Here is a 22,855-nt window from a genome sequence, read left to right as displayed (position 1 = left end):
AGCTGGTATTATCCATTCTTGAAACTCTCAATAAACTTTGAAGCCAATGATGACAAGTATTTATCCTTAATCCAGACGGCGGCGACCCGCGTGCGTAGTGATTCACTACTAATTTCTTTATAGATCAAATTACTATTACTCGTTAATTCGAAAGCGGATTTGGGGATGATTCCGATGCCAAGACCAGCGTTTGCCCAGAGCAGTGTTGTTCTAGCATCATCATTCATACAGAAAATCAGCGGATCAAAGCCGTTCTCAAGACATGTTTCCCGGATAAGCTGCTCAAAACGGCGGTAGATAATAAGCGGCTTATCCTTTAGCTCACCGATCTCAATAAAGTTTTCATCCGTTTTCCAGTCATACTCAGGTGTCATTACGGCAATCATAGGTTCAGCTTGTGTGTAAAGACATTCTAAATTTGTACCATTAAAGGGTGTCCTAACAATCCCGACTTCGACAATGCCTTTATTCAAGAGGTCAATGATTCTAAAGGTATTTCCTTCATGAATCTCAAACTTCACACCTTTATAGGTTTTGTGAAATTCACATAGCCGATCTTGAAGCAACGTAGCTCCAGAGGAAGAAACTGTACCAATGGCTAGGGTTCCTTTTAAACCTTTGACAAAATCAGTGAGCTCACGGGCAGTGGAATCTGCCAGCTCCAGAATTTGTTGGGCACGGTCCCGCAAAATGGCTCCAGCTTCAGTGAGCTGCACGCTGCGTGGACCTCGTTCCACTAGCTTTACACCGAGTTCTTCCTCCAGGAGCTTTAGCTGCTGGCTCAGTGGAGGCTGGGCCATTTGCAGTTTTTTGGCTGCAGATGTGATCTGTCCTTCCTCAGCTATCGCCATAAAATATTTAAGCTGTCTAATATCCATATAAAAATCCTCCGAACTTGAGATATGCTAATCGTATGGGAGCGATACGAATCCAATATTATTAATATGTGAGTAGATATGCCATAATCATAACTGTTCTTATACATATTTCAAGTGGTTAAATACTTCTTATGTTGGGTGTGGATAAATTTGTTCAAAATTGCAGTATATTTAAAGCCGTACAAAAAAGAAGCGATCATTGGACCGATCTTCAAACTGATGGAAGCGATTCTGGAGCTGATTTTGCCTACCATTGTCGCATTGATCATCAACAACGGGGTTGGCAATCATGACAGCGCCTATGTTTACCGCATGGGTGGCCTAATGGTTCTGATGTCACTGCTTGGCTTCGGCTGCTCCATGGTATGCCAATACTATGCAGCCCGGGCTTCACAGGGATTCGGTACGACACTACGCAATAAGATGTTTAGACATATTACATCCTTGTCGTATGCTGAACTGGATACCTTAGGTACGCCTACACTGATTAATCGGATTACCAATGACGTAAACCAGCTGCAAATTGCTGTGGCCATGCTGATTCGTCTAGTTATTCGTGCACCGTTTATCTGCATCGGGGCTATCCTAATGTCCATGATTTTGGATTTTAGATTATCGCTGATTCTAATAGCGGCAACACCGGTTTTCGGCATTATTTTATATTTTATTATCACCCGCAGTGCTCCTTTGTACCGAAAATACCAGCAGAAGCTGGATGCCCTTGCGCTCGTACTGAGTGAGAATTTATCGGGGATTCGAGTGATTCGTGCTTTTGCCAAAAGACGTACAGAAAAAGAACGTTTTGATGCCTCATCTGATGATTTGACTACTACGGCGATCCGGGTTTCGCGGATTTCTGCTTTGCTTGGGCCGATGACTACACTTGTAGTAAATGCGGCGATCATAGCTATTTTGTGGGTAGGCGGAATTCATATCGATGGGGGCCGATTGTCTCAAGGGGAGATCATTGCCTTCATCAATTACATCACTCAGATCTTGCTGGCGCTGATAGTAGTCTCCAACTTGGTTATTATTTTTACAAAAGCCTCATCCTCAGCGAATCGTGTGAATGAAGTGCTTGGTGTTAAGGTATCCGTGTCCGAGGAAGGAAATGCATTGATTGCTGAACCCGACCATGCTGCCCCTGCTATACAATTCGATCACGTATCCTTTGGGTATAATACGACAGGTGAATCGGCATTAGAGGATATATCTTTAGTAATTAATCGCGGAGAGACCGTGGGTCTGATTGGCAGTACGGGTTCAGGTAAGTCTACTTTTGTGAATTTGATCCCTCGTTTGTATGATGTGGTGCAAGGTGAAGTGAAAGTGGATGGTGTGGATGTCAGAGATTACAAGCTGCACCAGCTTCGTGAGAAAATAGGGATTGTACCGCAAAAAGCTGTGCTGTTTACAGGAACAATCGCTGAGAATATACGTTGGGGCAAGGAAGATGCAACTGAGGAAGAAATCATGCAGGCAGCCTCTATCGCTCAAGCGGAGGAGTTTATACGTAAATTACCCGAAGGCTTGAATACGCAAGTATCTCGTGGTGGATTAAATTTATCCGGTGGACAAAAGCAGCGCTTAACCATAGCTCGTGCAGTAGTAGGTAAGCCATCGATTCTTATTTTGGATGACTCCTCCAGTGCGCTGGATTTCTCCACAGATGCGGCACTTCGAAAGGCTCTTAAAGAGAGCAGCCAGGAAATGACCGTGCTCCTTGTCTCGCAGAGGGTAAGCACTGTAAGACAAGCGGATAAAATAATGGTATTTGAGGAAGGGCGGATCGCCGGTGTCGGAACCCATGAGGAGCTGATGCGGGGTTGTAAAGAGTATAAAGAAATCTGCCTGTCCCAGCTATCAAGTGAGGAGTCGGGCCAATGAACAAAAACAACATTTGGAAAAGACTTATTGTATACACAGGGCATTATAAAAAAATAGCTATAGGTGCAGTAATCTGCGCAATACTCAGTGTGATTGCCAGTCTAATTGGCCCGTTGCTTATCGGCAGCGCCATCGATTTTATGATCGGGCCGGGAGAGGTTGATTTTGACGCCGTACTTAGACTGCTTTTGATTCTGGCAGGGGTGTATATTGTCGGCAGCTTTTTCGGATGGCTTCTTACCTACCTGACTAATCGAATTGCTTACCGGACTGTATATGACTTACGGCGGGAGCTTTTTGATAAATTAAATGTTTTGCCGCTGAAATTTCATGATAACCACCCGCAAGGGGACAGCATCAGCCGGTTTGTTAATGATATGGATGCGGTCTCTGATGGACTGCTGCAAGGCTTCTCAACACTGCTCACGGGGATCATCACCATCGTGGGGGCAATTGCACTCATGTTGTACATTAGTCCTTTAATGACCTTAGTTGTTCTTCTGTCAGCACCCGTTACATTTTTTGTGGCAAGATTCATTACGATGCGCTCCCAGAAGATGTTTAAGGAGCAGGCTAAAATTCTGGGCGGTCTCAACGGATACGTGGAGGAAATGATCGGCGGACAAAAAGTGGTCACAGCTTATCATTATGAAGACCGTGCACTGACCCAGTTTGAAGAACGAAACGAGACTTTGTACCAGACTGGCGTGAAATCACAATTTTACGGTTCCTTGTCCAATCCGACAACACGGTTAGTAAATAATATTACCTTCTCTGTTATCGCGATGATCGGAAGTGTTATGGTGATTCGCGGGCTTGTGACGGTAGGGGATTTGTCCAGCTTTTTGATCTTCTCCAACTTGTTTGCTAAGCCGTTTAATGAAATTACAGGTGTGATTACGCAGCTTCAATCGGCAACAGCATCAGCGCAGCGAATTTTCGCCATTCTAGACCTATCGCCAGAACCAGCTGATGCAACAGACGCCAAAATTATGAATACAAGTCAAGGAACGATTACCTTTGAAAAAGTATCCTTTGCTTATAATCCTGAACGTCCTCTGATTAATGATTTCAGTCTGGAAGTGAAACCAGGTACCCGGGTTGCAATTGTAGGGCAGACGGGAGCGGGGAAGACAACGCTGGTAAATCTGCTAATGCGTTTTTATGATGTGGATAGGGGTTCCATCAAGATTGACGGCGTGGATATCAAGACGATTACCCGGGACAGTCTGCGGCGTAATTTCGGGATGGTGTTGCAGGACACTTGGCTGTTTGGCGGCACAATTAGAGAAAATATTGCCTACGGCAAACCTGAGGCTACCGAAGAAGAGGTCATCGCTGCTGCTAAGGCTGCTAATGCTCATAGCTTCATTAAACGCCTGCCTGAGGGATATGATACGAAGATCAGTGGCTCAGGAGATAATTTGTCGCAAGGACAAAAGCAGCTGCTAACCATAGCACGAGTGATGCTCGTAGATCCACCTATGCTCATTTTGGATGAAGCCACCAGCAGTATTGATACGCTGACTGAGGTACGGATTCAGAAGGCTTTTCTAAAAATGATCGCAGGCCGGACCAGCTTTGTAATTGCCCACCGTTTGTCAACGATTCGAGAATCGGATCTCATTCTTTTCATGAAGGACGGAGACATTGTGGAGAGTGGTACGCATGACCAACTCCTAGCTAGCGGTGGATATTACGCCAGATTATATAACAGTCAGTTCGCATCAGCGTAGACTTTGCATTTAGAAAAAAGAGCATTCAATCCCGAATTTGGGGGTGAATGCTCTTTTTGTCGGGTGGATAGTTAGTTTGGCTAAGCTTGGCTTGGCTTACCTTACCTTACCTTACCTTACCTTACCTTACCTTACCTTACCTTACCTTACCTTACCTTACCTTACCTTACCTTACCTTACCTTACCTTACCTTACCTTACCTTACCTTACCTTACCTTACCTTACCTTACCTTACCTTACCTTACCTTACCTTACCTTACCTTACCTTACCTTACCTTACCTTACCTTACCTTACCTTACCTTACCTTACCTTACTGTTGCGGACCGTATTGCAGCTAAATAGTGTTTTTGGCGCCTTTCCCCAAAGTAACGGACTGCATAGCACTTATTCGGCTGATTTTGCAGCAAAAAGGAGCGGATATGGCACAATAGCTGCATCTGAGTCCGAACGAAGTGGAAAAAGGCATGATTTTGTCAAATAAGGGCGCCTCGGTCCAATACGTTGCAATGGCGGCAACCGCCAAAAGTAGATTGCTTCTGTTCCAGAGTAGAATGCTTAGAAAGTAGTTCGCTTACGTTCCAAAGTAGTTAGATCAGCGTCCCCAAAGTAGCTTGCTTAGCGTTCCAAAGTAGTTAGCTCATCGTCCCCAAAGTAGTTTGGATAGCGTTCCAAAGTTAGTTATCTCACCGTCCCCAAAGTAATTTGCTTAGCGTTCCAAAGTAGCTATCACATCGTCAGCAAAGTAGTTTGTTTACCCTTGCGGACCGTATTGCAGCTAAATAGTGTTTTTGGCGCCTTATTTCAAAGTAACGGACTGCATAGCACTTATTCGGCTGATTTTGCAGCAAAATGCAGTGGATATGGCACAATAGCTGCATCTGAGTCCGAACGGAGTGGAAAAAGGCATGATTTTGTGAAATAAGGGCGCCTCGGTCCAATACGTAGGAATGGCAGCCATCGCCAAAGGTAGATTGCTACTGTTCCGGAGTAGAATGCTTAGAAATTCGTTTACTTAGCGTCCTAAAGTAGTTAGCTCATCGTCACCAAAGGAGTTGGCTTAACGTTCCAAAGTAGTTTGTTTACCCTTGCGGACCGTATTGCAGCTAAATAGTGTTTTTGGCGCCTTATTTCAAAGTAACGGACTGCATAGCACTTATTCGGCTGATTTTGCAGCAAAATGCAGTGGATATGGCACAATAGCTGCATCTGAGTCCGAACGGAGTGGAAAAAGGCATGATTTTGTGAAATAAGGGCGCCTCGGTCCTTTACACCGTGGCACCAACGAAGTCGATTGTTTAGCGTTCAAAAGTAAATTGCTTACCCTTACGGACCCGGTTACTATTCACCTCGCGCGCTATAGGGTGGGAATTTCCGATAAAAATATTTGTGAATGAATGAACTATCTGGACGGGCTAAACGTATTATAAGAAACGTATATTGAAGACGACGAAACTATAGTAAATATGGCTTGTCGAGAGTGTTATGAGATTGGAAGGGGAGTGGCAAGATGTTGACAATCAAACATTTTACCAAGAGCTACAAGGGTGGCAAAAAGGCGGTAAATGATCTGAATTTGGTGGTCGAAAAAGGTGACATCTATGGCTTTATCGGTCATAACGGTGCGGGGAAAACAACAACTATCCGAGCAGTGGTCGGAGTTTTAGATTTTGAGGAGGGGGATATCGAGATTGGTGGGTACTCCATTAAAAAAGATCCCTTAGCCTGCAAAGCGATTACTGCATATATTCCAGATAATCCGGATCTATACGATCATCTGACGGGCATTCAGTACTTGAATTTTATTGGTGATCTTTTTAGTGTATCGAAAGCGGATCGGGAGTTATTGATAAAGAAGTATAGCGATGAATTTGAGATTACCTCTAATCTGGGGGATTTAATCTCCGCATATTCTCATGGTATGAAACAGAAACTCGCGATTATCTCCGCGCTTATTCATAAACCGAAGCTGCTCGTTCTGGATGAACCCTTTGTGGGACTTGATCCAAAAGCGGCACACACGCTCAAGAGAATCATGGCGGAGATTTGCAGCCAAGGCAGTGCGATCTTTTTTTCGACGCATGTACTGGATGTGGCCGAGAAGCTCTGCAATAAGATTGCCATTATCAAAGCGGGTGAATTGATCACTCATGGGAAAACAGAAGAGGTGAAGGGTGACAGCAGCCTTGAAGATGTGTTTTTGGAGTTGATTAAACATGATTAATATCTGGCGATTGACGAAAATTCAGCTGATCTCATCGTTTGGGTTAAATAAAGCTTTGCATACAAGGAATATGAAAGAAAGACGAAAAATGCTTTTGCTGAGCATCGGTATCTTAATAGGGATTGTCATGATGGCAGTAGTTTCGTTTGGATATAGCTTCATGATAGCAGAGACCCTTGAACAGATAGGCAGGCCAGAGCTGCTGCTTGCGATTATGATGGCTGTTACTTGCTTGATTGGATTTTTTACAACGATCTATAAGGCGAGTGGGGTATTATTTGGCTCCAAAGATTACGATCTCGTAATGTCGTTGCCTATCAAAACGAGCCATATCGTAGCAAGCCGTGTAGTTCAGCTCTATGTGCTGAATATACTGTTCTCATTGATGGTGATGGTGCCAGCAGGTGTAGTTTATGCTATAAAGGTAAATCCGGCAGTAGTATATTATTTATTTTTCATGATAACGCTGCTATTTATCCCATTAGTGCCGATCATTGCTGCAACAATTATAGGGGCATTGATTAGTTGGATTTCCTCACGTTTTAAAGGAAGTCGTTTAATAAGTCTCATTCTGACTTTTGCCGTAATCATTGTTATTATTTTGGGTTCAGGCCAAATGAATGGGAATGACCCGCAGTTACTTGCGGATATGAGCACACAAATTGCCGATCAAATCTTCAACTTATATCCTTTGACGGTTATGTATGTAGATGCTGTCTGCTCGTATCAGGTAGCTCCTTTACTATTATTTATAGGGATTTCGTTACTTTCTTTTATGTTGTTTACCCTTATTCTTGGCAGCAAATATAAAGCAATACACACAGGCCTTACGACTTCTTACTCAAAGAATAAGTATCAAATGAGGTCACTTGAAGTCTCTTCACCGCTTTACACATTGTATAAAAAAGAGCTGCGCCGCTATTTCAGTTCTTCTATATATGTGCTAAATACGAGTATCGGTATGGTTATGTTACTTGTCATGGCGATTACCTTACTGTTTGTTAGCTCAGAGCAATTAGGACAAATTATTGAGATACCTGAACTCTCTAACTATCTAAGCAGATTGGCGCCACTATTTGTTTCCCTCTTTGTTGCATTAAGCTGTACGACATCGAGTTCGATTTCGCTTGAAGGTAACCATATTTGGATTTTAAAAAGCGCCCCCGTTCCGACAAAAACCATATTATTAAGTAAAATCGTAGTGAATCTCACCATTACAGTACCGATTGTGATTGTTAGTAGTGTGCTTCTAATGATTTCTCTGGGCACAGGCTGGATGGAGAGCTTGTTATTGCTAATAATCCCCGTCCTATACGCTTGTCTTACTGCAATGGTAGGTGTGATCGTTAACTTGAAGCTTCCTAAACTGGAGTGGACTAACGAAGTCTCAGTAATTAAACAAAGTGCTTCGGTCCTTGTAGCGATGATTATAGGATTTATCAGCTTGCTGATTCCATTTGGTTTGAGTTTTCTTTTATCCGATCTAAATGGTAATCTCGTTATGTTAGGTATTGGTGTGGTGATATTTGTGGCATGTGGAGTGATGTATAGATATATTCAGTCCAAAGGAGAACTTTTATTTCGGGCTCTTTAAAAAAGGGCATTCCAAAAGCCGAAATCGGCTGCTGGGATGCCCCTTTTTTGTGCCAAGATTTATTTTCGTGAAAAATCCCCTAAGCTCTACTGTCGCTCTTGTTATTCTTCTTGCTCTTCTCGCTCTTGTCGCTCATTAGCTAACTGTTCAATTCCACTCACCATTATTTTTAGACCTGTATAGAACATCTTATCGGAGCCAATTTCATTAAAGATATTGTTTTCGTACATTCGTTTTATAACATTAGGTCCATCCCCTGATAAGTGCTCAAGCGATTGTTTAAATACCTCTCTAGCACCTCCATTAGGTTCATTTTTCATGGCTAAGTCAATTCGATCCTGCTCATATTTGTCCAATTCGAAAGAGATTACATAGTTTAACACGCAAGCAATTAAGGAGAATTTGTCACTATCGCTTAAAGGAAGATGATCCACGATCTGAAGCAAAGTATTCAGTAAAGATAGATAATTAGGTTCAGAAGGCAAGGTTCTCATCATCAGCTGAGCCGAGCAAGGATACTTATGTAAAACCTCGCGGATTCGATCTGCAAAATGAAAAAGCTGTTCTTGCCAATCACCTTCGAGATTCGCAGTTTCGAGGGCTTCTTTGGCGATCTCATTAGCCAGTGTCTGGAAAATACTCTGTTTACTCTTAAAATGCCAATAGAGAGAGGCGGCTTGTATATTTAATAGTTCTGCTAATTTACGCATACTAAATGCCTCTATGCCGATATCATCCAACAGCTCCCAAGAAGCTTTTATTATATCTTGTTCAGTGATTTGCAGATTTTTGATTCTCATCGAAACGACCTCCTGTTACTGTCTTCTTTTATCATAAGCGAAGATGGATGGCTGGTCTACCATCGTTAGATTACCGGTTTATCTTACACTGTTAGATATTTTTATTTACAAGCAAATAAACGGGTGCTATATTAATCTTACACTGTTAGTTTAACGGTGCGATTTTTTAAAAAGGAGGCAGCGGTTAGCTATTTTATTAGTAAAAATTAAAAAGGATGTGTATAGACCCATGAGTAATCTACAAGTGGAACAATCCCAACCAGTCACCAAAGAATTTTCTATAAAAGCAATACTTCCCGTAATACTGGCACTTATAACAGGAATGTTGCTGGTTATGCTCGACAGTACAATTATGAATGTAGCGATCCCGCAGCTTGAAAAAACCTTTGATGCTAGCCTAAAAACAATACAGTGGGCCATCACGGGTTATACGCTGGCTTTATCCGTAATTATCCCATTGGCCGGATGGTTCTCGGATAAGTTTACTGCCAAACGTGTTTTTTTAGCTTCGATCGTATTGTTTACCATAGGTTCTTTATTATGCTCAATGGCACAATCCACAACAGAGCTGATAATCTTTCGTATTTTGCAGGGATTAGGCGGAGGGATGATTGCTCCAATTGGTATGGCTATGTCATTCAAAATCGCACCTCCCGATAAAAGAGGTTCAATCATGGGATTGCTTGGCCTACCGATGTTAATTGCGCCTGTTCTTGGTCCTGTACTGTCAGGATGGCTGTTGGAATATGCAAGCTGGCACTGGATTTTTCTGATTAATGTCCCCATTGGTATTATTGCAATGATTGTTGGAGTGAAATTTCTTCCGGTAATAGAGAAGGGGAATAAAGCTAAATTGGATATTTGGGGTGTGATTTTATCACCACTCGCTTTCTCCAGCTTGGTATTTGGGGTGCATAGAGGGGGAGTGGACGGCTGGGGGGATCGTATAACGATTATATCTCTTGCGTTCAGCTTCATTGCTTTAGCCTTGTTTATTTTCGTGGAATTGCGCCAAAAAGAACCGTTATTGGAACTTCGCTCTTTTCGATCTCTAGAATTTAGTAAAGGTATGATTTTGACCTGGATTAATCAGTTCGCCTTATTTGGTTCGATTCTGTTAATTCCAATTTTTTTGCAGCAGGTCAGAGGTTTTTCTTCCTTTGAATCGGGACTTTTAGTTATTCCTCAAGCTTTAATATCCTTTGCTGGCATGATTATTGGAGGAAAATTATTTGATAAGTATGGAGCTCGGCCCGTTGTGTTCTCTGGACTTGTGCTGCTGTCCACCGGACTCTTTCTTTTGTCACGTTTACAAAATGATACAAGTGTATACGTTATGATCAGTTATTTTGCCATTATGGGACTTGGCCAAGGATTAACTACTATGCAGCTCGGTACACATGTGCTTAAGGCCGCTCCGAAGGATTTGATCAGCCGTGTGACCCCACTTACTGCCTCTGCACAACAAATTGTGGGTTCCTTTGCTGTCGCTATAATGTCGGGCTTATTGACTTCGAATATAGCTACTCAAATGAGTCAAGGAAATCAGAAGCTACCTTTAGAGGCTATGGTTGCAGGATTCCACGACACGTTCCTAGTTTCATTGGGCTTGGCGCTGTGTGGTGTGGTTCTTAGTCTCTTTTTGCATAATCCGAAGAGCTGATCCTATCGTACTCTACCAATATTTTAGCGATGTTTATGGATTGTATCCTTGGTATAATTCAAAGATTGATAACCAAGGGGGAATCTCTTAACCCGTGAAGAATATATTTGCTAGATTTACTATAATGACCCTCGCTGTCGTGCTATACGCCGGAGTATTTATTCAGCATATATCGGCCGATAACGGGGTTCCTTTTGAGGATATAAACACTAGTTATGCAAAAAAAGAAATCATAGATTTATATAACCGGAATATATTAACTGGCACCTCGAATACTAAATTTTCACCTACTCAATCGATTACTAGAGCTGAATTTATTACAGTTCTTGATCGTCTGTTGAAGCTTGATCCAGCGTTGAGTCCGGTATCTCCTTATACCGACGTAGCCAAAAGCGCTTGGTATTACGGCTGGATACAGGCAGCAATTCAGCTTGAACTGGCGAACGGCACTTCGGCAACTACTTTTGCACCCGCAAAAGCAGTTACTCGGCAGGAAGCGGCTGTGTGGATAGCCAAAGCGCTAAAGCAAACAAACACTGCAACTACCGCACAAACCAATTTTAAAGATCGGCAACAAATTGCTAGCTGGGCAAGTGCTGCTGTAGCCAAGGTTAATGATCGCGGATTAATGAAGGGCGATAATAGCGGAAATTTTCGACCCACGGACCCGATAACCAGGCAAGAGACGGCAGTGCTGATGGATCGGGTGCTGCAACATACAAGCTGGGCGGCAGAGCTGGAAAGTGATCCGGACAAACGTATTGTTATAGGCTGGCAGTATGGTCTCACGACGTCACAATTTGAGAATCATGTTTTGCAATCGAACGTCAACACACTCTCACCACGTTGGTATTATGTTGGAAAAACAGGGACAGTAACGGATTCGACAGATGTCTCGCTGGTAACTTGGGCAAAAAAGAATAAAAGGCAAGTCTGGGCGATGGTTGGCAATCGATCGGATCAAGAAGCGACGCATCAAATGCTGTTGAGTACAACCGCAAGGAATACGGCAGTCAAACAATTAGCTGCTTTAGTGAGTAAATATGGATTAGATGGACTAAATATAGATTTTGAAAATGTAGCGGCCGAAGATCGTGTGTATTTGACTTCGTTTATTACTTTATTGGCCGAGAAAATGCATTCGCTCAATGTTATTCTGTCGATGGATGTATCCCCTGATCTTGGAACGGATTGGACAGAAGCTTTTGACTATGCTGCCCTAGGCAAGCAAGTGAATTACATGGTGATGATGGGGTATGATGAGCATTATGACGGGAGTCAAGTTCCGGGGTCCAATGCTTCGCTTTCTTATGATCAAAAGGCTGTGAATACAATCCTAAAAGTTGTACCTAGTCAAAAAGTTATATTGGCATTGCCCTTATATAATCGGGATTGGACACTGAACCAGAAGGGAACGGTTTTATCCTCTGAATATATTACGCTTCCGGAGCAAAATCAGATCATCAGCAGCTATGCATCGAAACCTGTGTGGAATTCTACTCTGGGACAATATGTCGCGAGCTACTCGAAACAAGCTATAAAACATACGATTTGGATTGAGGATGGGCGTTCATTAATAACTAAATACAACTTAGCGGTTACTAAAAAACTAGCTGGAGTAGCTTATTGGTATATAGGCGGAGAAAGCTCTGATATATGGGCTAGTTTAAGGAATGCAGAGAAATTTTTCGATTACACTTTTTAAAAATATGAAAGACTGGATGCGAATAGCCGCTTAGCTAATTGCTGTCCAGTCTTTTTATTGGGTTACTAAGTCGCAACTGCTAGAATGAGTTTGATTAAATCAGCCTCGAGTTACGTATTTTTTGAAGTTTTTTACCTTTAGAACTTTAACATTTTGAGCTAGAAGTTTCTTGTCACTAACGATCCATGTGTGATCTTTGGAGTTTTTTCTACGAACCGCAGCGAAGTTATACTTATTTCCTGCATAAATCTTAAAGCCCTGTGCAGCGCAATCCGCACAAAACTTAACACATTCACCTTTATTCCAATCTGGAAAAGAAATCTGCTGGAAGACATTTCGTTTTACGAGTAGGGTGGCACCCTGAACATTGGTTACCTGTTTATTTTCCATATGAAGATAACGAAGCAAAAGTAGCTTCTTATCATTTAAATACATATAGTGAGCTCGTTTTCCAACGATATCAGCTTTAGTTTTATGGAGGATGTTCATACTATCCGTTAAATAGTTGGCAGAGTAATAATCGTCGTCATCAAATTTAGCGATACAACTATAATTCGCTAAGTGCACACCAAAATTCAGACAAAACCCGAGTGAACGATATTCTGGTAGTTTATAGATCCGTACGTTTTTATGTTTTTTTGCAGCTTGTATATAATCTTCTATTCTCAAGCTATCATTATTTATGATCACGATAAGTTCTTTAGATTTGAAATTCTGTCGTTGATAGTTATCAAACATGGTTTTAATACAATCAATTCGTTTCGTACAAGTTAGAATAGACACAGCAGATGAAGTAGATTCAGCAGTTAACTTCATAACGGAATCTTTGGACTGCATCCAACAAAATTCCTGTAGTTTTTAATATTCCGGATGATCTTATGGTTAGCTATTAACGTACTATCACTGATAATCCATGTATGTTTTGAAGAGTTTTTTCTACGTATGGCAACGAAGTTATTTTTACTCGCAGAATAAACCTTATAACCTTTCTTTCTGCTTCTGCTGCAAAAGAGATCATCCTCACCTACGTTTTTATTAGGAAATTTCACATGATCGAATACTTTTCGTTTGAAGACGAGCGTAGCGCCAGGGAGATGGGTAACCGTCCGGTGTTCATCATTTGCAAAACGAAGAATCAAAGTATTTGAACCTAGTAAATACATATAGTGAGCCCGTTTTCCAAGGATATCAGCTTTAGTTCTTTGTAAGGTCAGATTACTTTCCGTCAAATAATGAGGGGCATAATAATCGTCGTCATCAAATTTGGCGATGGTATGATATTTGCATTTTGTTACGGCATAGTTTAAGCATGAACCGAGAGATTGATGTTCAGGTTTACGAAATATCTTAATATTTTTGTGTTTTTTAGCTAAGGTTAGGTAGGGGGATAGTGGAATTTTATTATTATTGATAATAATGATAAGTTCTTTATTTGCATATTTTTGTCTGCTGTAATTTTGAAATAGGTTGTTTAAATAATTATGGCGATTGGTACAGGTAATAATGGAAATACCTTGTTGGTTCGCCTTGTAGTGAGGTACAGCACTCATTTAACCAACCCCTCATATGCATTTTTGGGAAAAGTCTCATTTATACGATATGTCCAAGTTAGGATAGAGTCACGGCATATCAACCTCTTAAAAGCAAAATGGACTTGTTTAGAGAACACAAAACCCACAGTGATAGCTGTGGGTTTTGTAAGAGAGACACATCATATGAAACGCTTTGGATGTTTGTTCAGAAATAAGACTCAATGATGGAAATACCATTCTCAATTCTCGCCTTACTCTGCGTTAAATAATCTTTGGTCCAATCATCTAGGTTAGACATATCAAAACTCCGGTACATCCCTGTATATACAATAATCTCTCTTAATCGAAGAAAAAGAGGAATTAGCTTCAGCTCATTTTCTGAAATACTGTTCTCTTTAACGTAGCCTTTAAGAAAATGCTCCATAAAACGCTGACATTGAAGCTGCCTGTCCTCCATACTATCATCCCCGTAAACGTAGACTAGATAATACAGTTGAATGGCGATATCTTCTACAAACCAGCTGTACTGAGCTTCATCAAAATCAAACAAGGTCAGCTTACCATTGTGGACCAAAAAGTTGCCTACATTGATATCCCCATGGATGAGACCATAGGTATTTATATCAGCGTCGAGATGCTTTAGCCGATCCATAAGCGCCTTACAGCTTTCTAAAACGCCACTTTGGGATGAAGGAATAAACCTGGTTACATTCTGCAGGTAGTAGTTCTGATGCCACGCATGTCTTTTGGTGTGTGGTTTATAAGATTTTGCTAGTCTGTGCATTTGTCCAGTGATCATGCCACACTGCTCATAGAGCTCTACATCTTTCAGGCAGTCTGGGTAACCTATTCGTTTCCCTTGTGCTTTTTCAAAGGAAGATACCCTAAAGCACGAATCACCGATCTCTATTTGCTCAACTAAATTACCCTGAAGAGAACCTACGGGTCTTGATACTGAAACGCCATGATCTGCTATGTATAGAATCCATTCAAGTTCAGCCGCCAACAAATCCTTACTACGTAGCGAGCTATGAGTAAATCTTAGAATATATTGATGGTTACTAAGTTGGTATTCATAAACAAAATTTTGAAATCCGCCAATGAACGTTAGCTCATCTATGGGGATACCATATTTCGTACAGGCGGCACTTACAATCTGGTCATTAAATAAGGACTTAATTTTTTGTTCCAAGGGTTCTACTCCGTTCTACATTACAATGATTTTATCGAATCGTTCTGGAGCTTTCCTGGATCTCAATAAGCAGCGGCCGTTCTTGTGGGTTGAGATTTGGGGCATGAATAGCCAGCATAAGTCTGCCCGTCAAATCACGAAACAACATCCCATGTCCGCCATCTTTGGCATAAAGAGGCTCAGGATCATGTTGCCAAGGTCCACTAATGTCACCGCTGATGGATCGGGCTAAACCCATGGCATAACCACCGGCTCCACTGCTAGACCACAACATAAGCAGCTCACCACTGCTAGTCTGATGCATAAAAGGACCGTCAGTTACGTACTGCCCTTCTTTGCCACCTACCGTCCAAGGAGCTTGTGAAGCCTGGAAAAGCAGCACGGGTTCACCAATACTAGCGCTTAAATCCTCCTTCAGCCGAACGGCATACATTTCTCCATCCGTCACTTCAATCCATTCACGGCAAAAGATCATCCAAGGTTTGTCTTCTTTATCTACATATAACGTTCCGTCAAGGCACTCCCAAGAAGCAGGGGTAATCGGATGATTGCTGATAGGGAGATAAGGACCCTCAGGTGTTTCCGCGCTTAATATTTGTGTCCCCCGTGGAACCCCATGTCTTTTAAAAGAAGCGAACATATAATATTTTCCGTTGTAGCGGTGAACCTCTGGTGCCCAGAAATGATGATCAGCCCAAAAATTAGGATCTGGACGAAAGGCAGCAATGGGTTCGGACCATTCCTGAAGATCTGAGCTGATATATACATCGAAGCCGTGAGGTGTGCCACTCCAAGCTGTTAGGCCATCTGTGGTGCCCCCAATTCACAAGCTATCATCTGCTTAATTTTACAATATCTTCATTAGGCTTGGAAGCGTTACTTCATTTGCTCGCCTTGTAGCAAACGTATTTTCATTACGCCTGGTGTACAGCCGTAGTTTTTTCGGAAGACACGTATAAAATAATTAGTCTCCATGCCCAGCTGAAGCGCAATATCTTGAACGGGGATCTCCACATCCTCCGTCATTAATTGCAGCGCCCGCTCCAGCCGCAGATTCTGCAAATACTTATGCGGAGTGACCCCGTATTCCTGCACGAATAAACGCTGGAAATGCTGCACGGAGTAGCCGACTGCTGCTGCAAGATTGGAGATCAGAAGCGGTTCTGTGTAATGCTCGTTGATCAGCCCGACGGCTGTAGTTAGGGCTTCATTTCGGACAGACTCGAAGGCTAGACGATTAGCGGAGCTTTGTGAACTCTTGGCAGGGCGCAGCATTAAGAGCAGTCTATAGAGCGTGATAGACAACTCCTGCATCCACATCTCGTCTTGCCGATTGGAGGCAGGAGAATTCACCGTATGCCAAATTTGGCCGATTTCTTCCCAGCATTGTTCAAAACGCTCCGGTCGATAAGGAGCAGAAGGGAGCAGTTCAAGCGCTTCCAGCAATCCTTGAGCTTGACTGCCTTGAAAACCGATAAAGCCAACATGCCACGGTTCATGAGAGGTAGGATAATATTCATGACCTCGATCTGGTGGGAAGGCAAAAGCCATCCCCGGTTCCAGTATGATTTCTGTGCCATTTTCCAGATCACGAAATAAACCGGTTCCGGTCCGGATCAAAAAGATTTGATACACAGGAAATCCTGCTGGGCGCACATGATGGAATTGGATATGACGACCTACAGAGTAGGGGGATAGGGGTAACGTTCCAGAGTCGCGTGGTAATTCAATCAGAGAAAAAGGCAGCAGGTTTATCACCTCATCTTCATTTTGTGCTATCACTTCGAGACTATATTCCTACTGATTGAAATGACTTTTCTTATATTATAAATAGTATAAATGATGATTCCTGAATTAGATAGCTTACGCTTCTAGCCTGTCATCAGAGAATAGTCCCATTCCATAAATGGGCAGAATTGAGAGGATGATCGTACACAATGAATAAAAAACATTCCCCGATAAGCAGTAAAGCTGGTGTCATGCTGCACGGTGCTGATTATAATCCTGAACAATGGCTTAAATATCCGGAAGTATTGCGTGAGGATATCCGATTAATGAAGCTGGCGGGCTGCAATGTCATGTCCGTAGGCATTTTCTCGTGGGTATCTCTTGAACCAGAAGAGGGTGTGTTCACTTTCGAATGGTTGGATGGTGTACTTGATTCTTTTGCAGAGAATGGGATTTACGCTATCTTGGCAACGCCAAGTGGTGCCCGCCCAGCATGGATGTCGCAAAAATATCCAGAAGTCTTAAGAGTGGAGCGTAACCGTGTTCACAATTTGCATGGCTTCCGTCATAACCATTGCTATACCTCACCAGTGTACCGTGAGAAAACTGCAATTCTAAATGCAAAGCTAGCGGAACGGTACAGCCAGCATCCAGCCATTATCGGGTGGCATATTTCGAATGAGTTCGGTGGGGAGTGTCACTGTGAGCTCTGCCAGGATGCTTTTAGAGAATGGCTGAAGGTGAAATATAATAACAGTTTGGATGAGGTGAATCATGCTTGGTGGGCTACTTTTTGGAGCCATACCTATACTTCATGGTCACAGATTGAATCCCCAGCTCCACATGGTGAGACACAAGTACACGGCTTGAATCTTGACTGGCGGCGTTTTGTTAGTGAACGGACGATTGACTTCTGCCAGCACGAGATCAATACGGTTCGTCCGTACAATCTAGAGCTGCCTATTACGACGAATATGCATATGATCGATGGTATTGATTACCGCGAGCTGGCCAAAATCTTGGATGTGGTCTCATGGGACGCTTATCCAGACTGGCATTATACCGAAGACGGTGACGATACTAGATTGGCAGCATGGGCGGCGATGCACTACGACTTAATGCGCTCTTTTAAAAAGAAACCGTTCTTGCTGATGGAAAGCACGCCATCCCTTACGAACTGGCAATCGGTCAGTAAGCTAAAACGTCCCGGAATGCACAAGCTGTCTTCCTTGCAAGCGGTAGCGCATGGTTCGGATTCTGTGCAGTATTTCCAATGGCGCAAAAGCCGCGGATCAAGTGAGAAGTTCCATGGTGCAGTTGTAGACCACAGTGGCCATTCCGAGACTCGAGTATTCCAAGATGTAGCGGAAGTAGGAAAGACGCTTGCGGGAATGACGGAAGTAGTGGGTACGTCCACTCCGGCGCAGACGGCGATTATTTTCGATTGGGACAACCGCTGGGCGATAAAGGATGCTCAAGGCATCCGTAATTCCGGATTACGTTATGAGGAGACGGTGCTGCAGCATTATCGTGCACTTTGGGAGCTGGGCATTCCAGTTGATATTATAGGCTCTGGAGATGATTTGTCTGCCTACAAGCTGGTTGTTGCACCTATGTTATATCTGATTAGTGAAGAGAATGGAAAGCGAATTGAGAAATATGTGGAGCAAGGCGGCACATTCCTCGCAACCTATTGGTCAGGAGTAGTTAACGAAACGGATTTATGTCATCTGGGAGGATTCCCTGGTCCACTGCGCAGAACACTGGGGATTTGGGCAGAGGAGACAGAAGGGCTGCACAGCCGTGATCTGAACGGGATAGTAATGGAGGCAGGTAATAAACTTAAGCTAAGCGGTGACTACGATGCGCATGAGATTGCTGAGCTGATTCATTTGGAAGGTGCAGAGGCTTTGGGGCATTATCGCAACGATTTCTACGCAGGCCGTCCAGCGCTTACAGTCAATCGTTTCGGTGAAGGAAATGCGTACCATCTTGCTACCCGGGTGAAAGAGACTTCATTCTATGTTGAGCTATACGCAGCGATCACATCTAAGGCAGGAATTACCCGTGCGATGGATAGTGAGCTTCCAGCAGGTGTGACTGCACAACTTCGCACAGATGGCGAAAGTGATTATGTTTTTGTGCAAAATTTCAGCGGCAGTCCGCAAACGGTAGAGCTGGATGGAGCGGAATACACAGACTTGGAAACAGGTCTTTCAGCTCCGGCCCTATTGAATCTAGCGGTGAATGGACTTGCGATGTTGAAGCGTAAAGCATTAGTATAATAAAGAGGCAGGACCTGAGTTTCAGGTTCTGCCTTTTTTTTGAATAGAATCAGTTCTTAACTCTTCCCATCATAATGGTGTTATACAATTTGCCGTCCGATAGAAGTTTATCTTTCTTTAAAATCCCTTCGATTTCAAAGCCAAGCTTTTGATAAAGCTTAATAGCATTGGTGTTCGTTTCCAGCACATTTAGGGTGATCTTTTGAATACCGTTAGTGTCAGCCCAGGCAATCGATTCGCCAAGAAGATTTTTTCCAATACCATATCCCCAATACTCCTGCAGCACACATACTCCGAATTCTACTTTATGAGCGAATCTTTTTAAGGGATAACCTTCGCATCTGGAGAACGCAACGATTTGATCATCCACTACTGCGACTAGAAAGAGGTTATTATTTTTCTCTGAATCGGCTTGAATAAGCTGTTCAAATCCTTCTTCGTCAATAAAGGCTTCGCCTGGTTCCCGATCTAAATTCTCAGTCTCTCCATCGATACGTACTCTTAATTCAGACAACACCTTAGCGTCTTTTGAGGCAGCAGATCTAATGCTGTATTGGATTCCATTCACTGTAGATGTTTGAGGATTAATGATCATATGTCCTCCGTGACGATGGTTGATGTTAGAATTATTGCTTCGATGCCCTCAATGATCCGAGTGAAATAAGCTGCTTCATGAGGCACAAAATGAGTCCGATCCACACTCTGTTGAATGTTGATTTTCTGCCCGTTTGAATCGACTTTGAAACCATTGATTTGTAGACTATGTATTTCTCCCTGCCAAAAGCTTCGGAAGTCCGCAAACTTTGTGATAACAATTCCTGCGACCTCTTCTTCTTGCAGCTTAAAATCGTTCAGTGGATAAGGATTGTTATAAACAAAAACATGCGCTCGTTCTTTATCGATTAGATTTTCTTTGATCATACAGTAAGGAATTGTACCTAAGGGAATCAGCTCATCAAAAGCTAGCTCCAAACCGAGTTCTTCTTGAACTTCGCGAATCCCGTCATCTACCGTTTCGTGTGTCAGCAAATGTCCAGCGGCCGTGATGTCCAGCAATCCTGCATATTCTTGTTTCTGCTCACTACGAAGCTGTAAATAAATATAGGGGATTTCTTGGGTTTTGTTTATAAACCAGCAGTGGAAGGTCTCGTGCCAATGTCCTAACCGGTGTACTTCTTCCCGTGGAGCTGTACCGATTCGGTGACCGCCTTCATCAAATATAGTAAGTATCTCATTATGCATAGAAAAGCTCCTTTGTGAAAATATCTACTACCTAAAGCCTATCATAAAAACGATCGAATTGCTTCATGTGCCTAAGTGATTTTTATTGACATCGTTAAGAAAGATATGTATATTTTTGGATGTTAATCAAAGGAGGAGTTAAATGAATTTAGTAGCCATGAAGCAGGAAGACTTGGACACTTTAAGTGATGAAAGGTTAGGATGGGCCTGTATGGAGCCTACCTTTCAGCTGATTCGCGGAAAATCGCCATCGACCAAATCAGATGTGATCTCGAAGCTCACAGAGGGACAACAAGCATTATGTATGTTCAGAGTGCTATATGGTCACAGCTGTAATTCTGATGGGGAATATTATGCTTGGATTTCCTACATGCAAGACCTGCCAGGGTATTGGACAGGGGTGATAGGAGGCATACGATTTTTTGACGATTCACCCATGATTCTTTTGCTTCAGGAAACAAAGACATTTCTCGAGGAAAGAAATCATCGACTGGGTAAAGAGTGGGCGGATGCAGCCATCACGGATCTGGATCGAGACCCTGAGCTGTTAGAAGTTATTAGTGGGTTATTTGAACGATATAAGAACCTGACACCAAATACGCATAGAATTATTGGCGATTATATTCGCACTCATCCAGAGGAGTTTGTAGAACTAGGGAGTTCATAATTATGAATATGAAGAAACGTTATGTATTTCTCGTACTTATTTTTTTATTGATCGAAATCCCAGTAATCATTAATCTCTACCATAGTTATAATTCATTTGAGAATTTAGTGTTGGATCAAATCGACGAAACAGAAATCACCTCTATCGAGATTGAGAAATCTTTAGTGGATGAAAAGGTAGTGATTGAAGATCCGAAGGAAATTGAAAAGATCATTTATGCTTTTTCAGATGTAAAATTGAGAAGAAGTAGTGCTTTGGACAAATCTACGGAGACCTACTGGATAAGTATTATTGTGAATAACAGCTTGAGGTTTGGCATGAATCTTACGGATACTAACTTCCTGTATGTGACGGATCTTGATAAGAAGGACAAATACAGTTCGGGAAACTTTAGAATGACTAGTGATTTTGATGTGAATTCCATTGCAAGCTTATTTAAATGACGCAGAAGGATCAACCACCACTGGTACTGAGATTTTCGGCCCCAGATGCCCCTATTTGCGAATTTAACGCCTATTAAGCAGGTTTTCGGACTCCAGCGTCGCTATTGCTCAGGAAGGAGCTTCTAATTAGCTTTTTTTGCACCAATAGCGGCTATGAGGTCCGGTAGCTATCCAAATAGCGGATAAAACGGTGTATAAGGTCAGCTGAGTCCTTTAGCTGCTGCGTATGCAGATCGGTTAGTTGAGTCCTTTAGCTGCTGCGTGTGCAGATTGTTCAGTTGAGTCTTTTAACTGCTGCGTATGGAGATAGGTCTGCTGAGTCCTTTAAGCTGCTGCGTATGGAGATCGGTCAACTGTGTCCTCTAGCTGCTGCATGTGCAGATCGGTCAGCTGAGTCCTTTAGCTTCTGCGTGTGCAGATCGGTTAGTTGAATCCTTTAAGCTACTGCGTATGTAGATGGGTCAGCTGAGTCAAAAAAATGGGTGCCCCTATGGGACACCCATTTTTGTATGGATTATCTAGCCATCCATCCGCCATCCACATTAAGAACGTGACCGTTCAGGTAGTCAGATGCTGCGGAAGCCAAGAATACGGCAGGACCTTTAACATCATCAGGCGTTCCCCAACGTGCTGCAGGGATACGGTCTAAGATAGAGTCCGAACGACTTTGGTCGGCACGGATTGGAGCGGTATTTTCAGTAGCCATATAACCTGGAGCAATTGCATTGATGTTCAGACCGGAGCCTGCCCATTCATTGGCAAAAGCTTTAGTAAGACCAGCAACCCCGTGTTTACTCGCAGTGTAACCAGGGACATTGATTCCGCCTTGATAGGAGAGCATGGAGGCGATGTTAATGATTTTGCCGGATCCTCTTTCCAGGAAGTGGCGGCCTGCAATTTGCGACAGAAGGAACACTGTGTTCAGGTTCAAATTGATTACATCAAACCAGTCTTTTTCACTATGATCTTTTGCCGGTGCACGGCGGATCATTCCGGCGCAGTTTACGAGAATGTCAACATGTCCGGTCAGCTCTAGCGCTTGGTCAAAAGTGCTTTGCAGCTTGCTGTGATCACTTAAGTCAGATTCGATACTAACTGCTTTTACTCCAAAAGCTTTTGCTGCATTTACAGTTTCTTCACTCGAATTAAGGGAGACTGATGCAACATCTGCACCGGCTTCTGCAAATGCAAGCGCGATTCCTTGTCCAAGACCTTGAGCTGCGCCTGTTACAATAGCTGTTTTACCTGCCAAGCTGAATAATGATGACATATAAATTACGC

The 22,855-nt window shown here is 42.8% G+C and carries 19 protein-coding genes; 9 read left to right on the top strand and 10 right to left on the bottom strand.

Annotated elements, in window-relative coordinates; genetic code table 11:
* Nucleotides 1-8: 8 nt before the first annotated feature.
* Entirely contained in the window at nt 9-878 is an 870-nt protein-coding gene (locus NYE72_RS18225) for a LysR family transcriptional regulator (RefSeq protein ID WP_036688370.1), read from the bottom strand.
* Between the two features lie 150 nt (nt 879-1,028).
* Between NYE72_RS18225 and NYE72_RS18220 the strand changes: the two genes are divergently transcribed.
* The 4 genes from NYE72_RS18220 (at nt 1,029) to NYE72_RS18205 (ending at nt 8,317) form a co-directional block, all read left to right on the top strand.
* Nucleotides 1,029-2,765: an ABC transporter ATP-binding protein gene (locus tag NYE72_RS18220; RefSeq protein ID WP_339210185.1), complete on the top strand. Its 1,737-nt coding sequence runs from the start codon at nt 1,029-1,031 to the stop codon at nt 2,763-2,765.
* Nucleotides 2,762-4,501, top strand: a complete 1,740-nt coding sequence (locus tag NYE72_RS18215; RefSeq protein ID WP_038571881.1) for an ABC transporter ATP-binding protein — start codon at nt 2,762-2,764, stop codon at nt 4,499-4,501. The genes NYE72_RS18220 and NYE72_RS18215 overlap by 4 nt, the downstream gene beginning before the upstream one ends.
* A 1,508-nt stretch (nt 4,502-6,009) precedes the next feature.
* Nucleotides 6,010-6,723 (top strand): ABC transporter ATP-binding protein, encoded by a 714-nt coding sequence (locus NYE72_RS18210; RefSeq protein WP_036688363.1) that lies wholly within the window; start codon nt 6,010-6,012, stop codon nt 6,721-6,723.
* Nucleotides 6,716-8,317 carry a hypothetical protein gene (locus tag NYE72_RS18205; protein ID WP_339210182.1) on the top strand — a complete coding sequence of 534 codons (1,602 nt, stop codon included), beginning with the start codon at nt 6,716-6,718 and terminating at the stop codon, nt 8,315-8,317. Before NYE72_RS18210 ends, NYE72_RS18205 begins: the two co-directional genes overlap by 8 nt.
* Nucleotides 8,318-8,418: 101 nt before the next feature.
* Here NYE72_RS18205 and NYE72_RS18200 read toward each other — a convergent pair whose 3' ends face one another.
* Nucleotides 8,419-9,117, bottom strand: coding sequence for a TetR/AcrR family transcriptional regulator (locus tag NYE72_RS18200; protein WP_339210180.1), 699 nt, complete (start codon nt 9,115-9,117; stop codon nt 8,419-8,421).
* 229 nt (nt 9,118-9,346) lie between these two features.
* On the opposite strand from NYE72_RS18200, the gene NYE72_RS18195 reads away from it, so the two are divergent.
* On the top strand, nt 9,347-10,780 hold the full coding sequence (locus NYE72_RS18195) for an MDR family MFS transporter (protein WP_051491573.1): 1,434 nt from the start codon (nt 9,347-9,349) through the stop codon (nt 10,778-10,780).
* Between the two features lie 94 nt (nt 10,781-10,874).
* Entirely contained in the window at nt 10,875-12,485 is a 1,611-nt protein-coding gene (locus NYE72_RS18190) for an S-layer homology domain-containing protein (protein WP_036688356.1), read from the top strand.
* 99 nt (nt 12,486-12,584) lie between these two features.
* Here NYE72_RS18190 and NYE72_RS18185 read toward each other — a convergent pair whose 3' ends face one another.
* From NYE72_RS18185 to NYE72_RS18165, 5 genes are all read right to left on the bottom strand, one after another.
* The gene (locus NYE72_RS18185; protein WP_256717813.1) at nt 12,585-13,322 is read right to left on the bottom strand and encodes a glycosyltransferase family A protein; all 738 of its coding nucleotides are present in this window, start codon (nt 13,320-13,322) and stop codon (nt 12,585-12,587) included.
* Complete coding sequence (locus NYE72_RS18180) at nt 13,298-14,035, bottom strand: glycosyltransferase (RefSeq protein ID WP_076098928.1); 738 nt, start codon at nt 14,033-14,035, stop codon at nt 13,298-13,300. The genes NYE72_RS18185 and NYE72_RS18180 overlap by 25 nt, the downstream gene beginning before the upstream one ends.
* Nucleotides 14,036-14,222: 187 nt before the next feature.
* Nucleotides 14,223-15,209: a phosphotransferase gene (locus NYE72_RS18175; protein ID WP_339210177.1), complete on the bottom strand. Its 987-nt coding sequence runs from the start codon at nt 15,207-15,209 to the stop codon at nt 14,223-14,225.
* Nucleotides 15,210-15,240: 31 nt separating this feature from the next.
* Nucleotides 15,241-16,032, bottom strand: a complete 792-nt coding sequence (locus tag NYE72_RS18170) for a glycoside hydrolase family 43 protein (RefSeq protein WP_143758581.1) — start codon at nt 16,030-16,032, stop codon at nt 15,241-15,243.
* 53 nt (nt 16,033-16,085) lie between these two features.
* The gene (locus NYE72_RS18165) at nt 16,086-16,991 is read right to left on the bottom strand and encodes an AraC family transcriptional regulator (protein WP_235219562.1); all 906 of its coding nucleotides are present in this window, start codon (nt 16,989-16,991) and stop codon (nt 16,086-16,088) included.
* Nucleotides 16,992-17,146: 155 nt separating this feature from the next.
* Here NYE72_RS18165 and NYE72_RS18160 point away from each other — a divergent pair, with 155 nt between their 5' ends.
* A complete protein-coding gene (locus NYE72_RS18160; protein WP_036688343.1) occupies nt 17,147-19,222 on the top strand; it encodes a beta-galactosidase in 2,076 nt (691 codons plus the stop codon).
* 49 nt (nt 19,223-19,271) lie between these two features.
* Here the strand turns inward: NYE72_RS18160 and NYE72_RS18155 are convergent, their stop codons facing one another.
* Together NYE72_RS18155 and NYE72_RS18150 are read right to left on the bottom strand one after the other, a co-directional pair.
* Nucleotides 19,272-19,817: a GNAT family N-acetyltransferase gene (locus NYE72_RS18155; protein WP_076098930.1), complete on the bottom strand. Its 546-nt coding sequence runs from the start codon at nt 19,815-19,817 to the stop codon at nt 19,272-19,274.
* Nucleotides 19,814-20,464 (bottom strand): NUDIX hydrolase, encoded by a 651-nt coding sequence (locus NYE72_RS18150; protein ID WP_076098931.1) that lies wholly within the window; start codon nt 20,462-20,464, stop codon nt 19,814-19,816. Before NYE72_RS18150 ends, NYE72_RS18155 begins: the two co-directional genes overlap by 4 nt.
* A gap of 142 nt (nt 20,465-20,606) precedes the next feature.
* On the opposite strand from NYE72_RS18150, the gene NYE72_RS18145 reads away from it, so the two are divergent.
* A complete protein-coding gene (locus NYE72_RS18145; protein WP_036688333.1) occupies nt 20,607-21,131 on the top strand; it encodes a hypothetical protein in 525 nt (174 codons plus the stop codon).
* Between the two features lie 2 nt (nt 21,132-21,133).
* Entirely contained in the window at nt 21,134-21,574 is a 441-nt protein-coding gene (locus tag NYE72_RS18140) for a hypothetical protein (RefSeq protein WP_036688330.1), read from the top strand.
* Between the two features lie 514 nt (nt 21,575-22,088).
* On the opposite strand, the gene kduD is transcribed toward NYE72_RS18140, so the two are convergent.
* Nucleotides 22,089-22,844, bottom strand: coding sequence for a 2-dehydro-3-deoxy-D-gluconate 5-dehydrogenase KduD (kduD, locus tag NYE72_RS18135; protein ID WP_036688326.1), 756 nt, complete (start codon nt 22,842-22,844; stop codon nt 22,089-22,091).
* Nucleotides 22,845-22,855: the final 11 nt, after the last annotated feature.

Origin of the sequence: Paenibacillus sp. FSL L8-0333 (assembly GCF_037965665.1) — a bacterium.
Taxonomy (GTDB): Bacteria; Bacillota; Bacilli; order Paenibacillales; family Paenibacillaceae; genus Paenibacillus_AQ; species Paenibacillus_AQ odorifer.
Note: the sequence above shows the minus strand (reverse complement) of the source record. Positions and strands in the feature narration are given on the sequence as shown.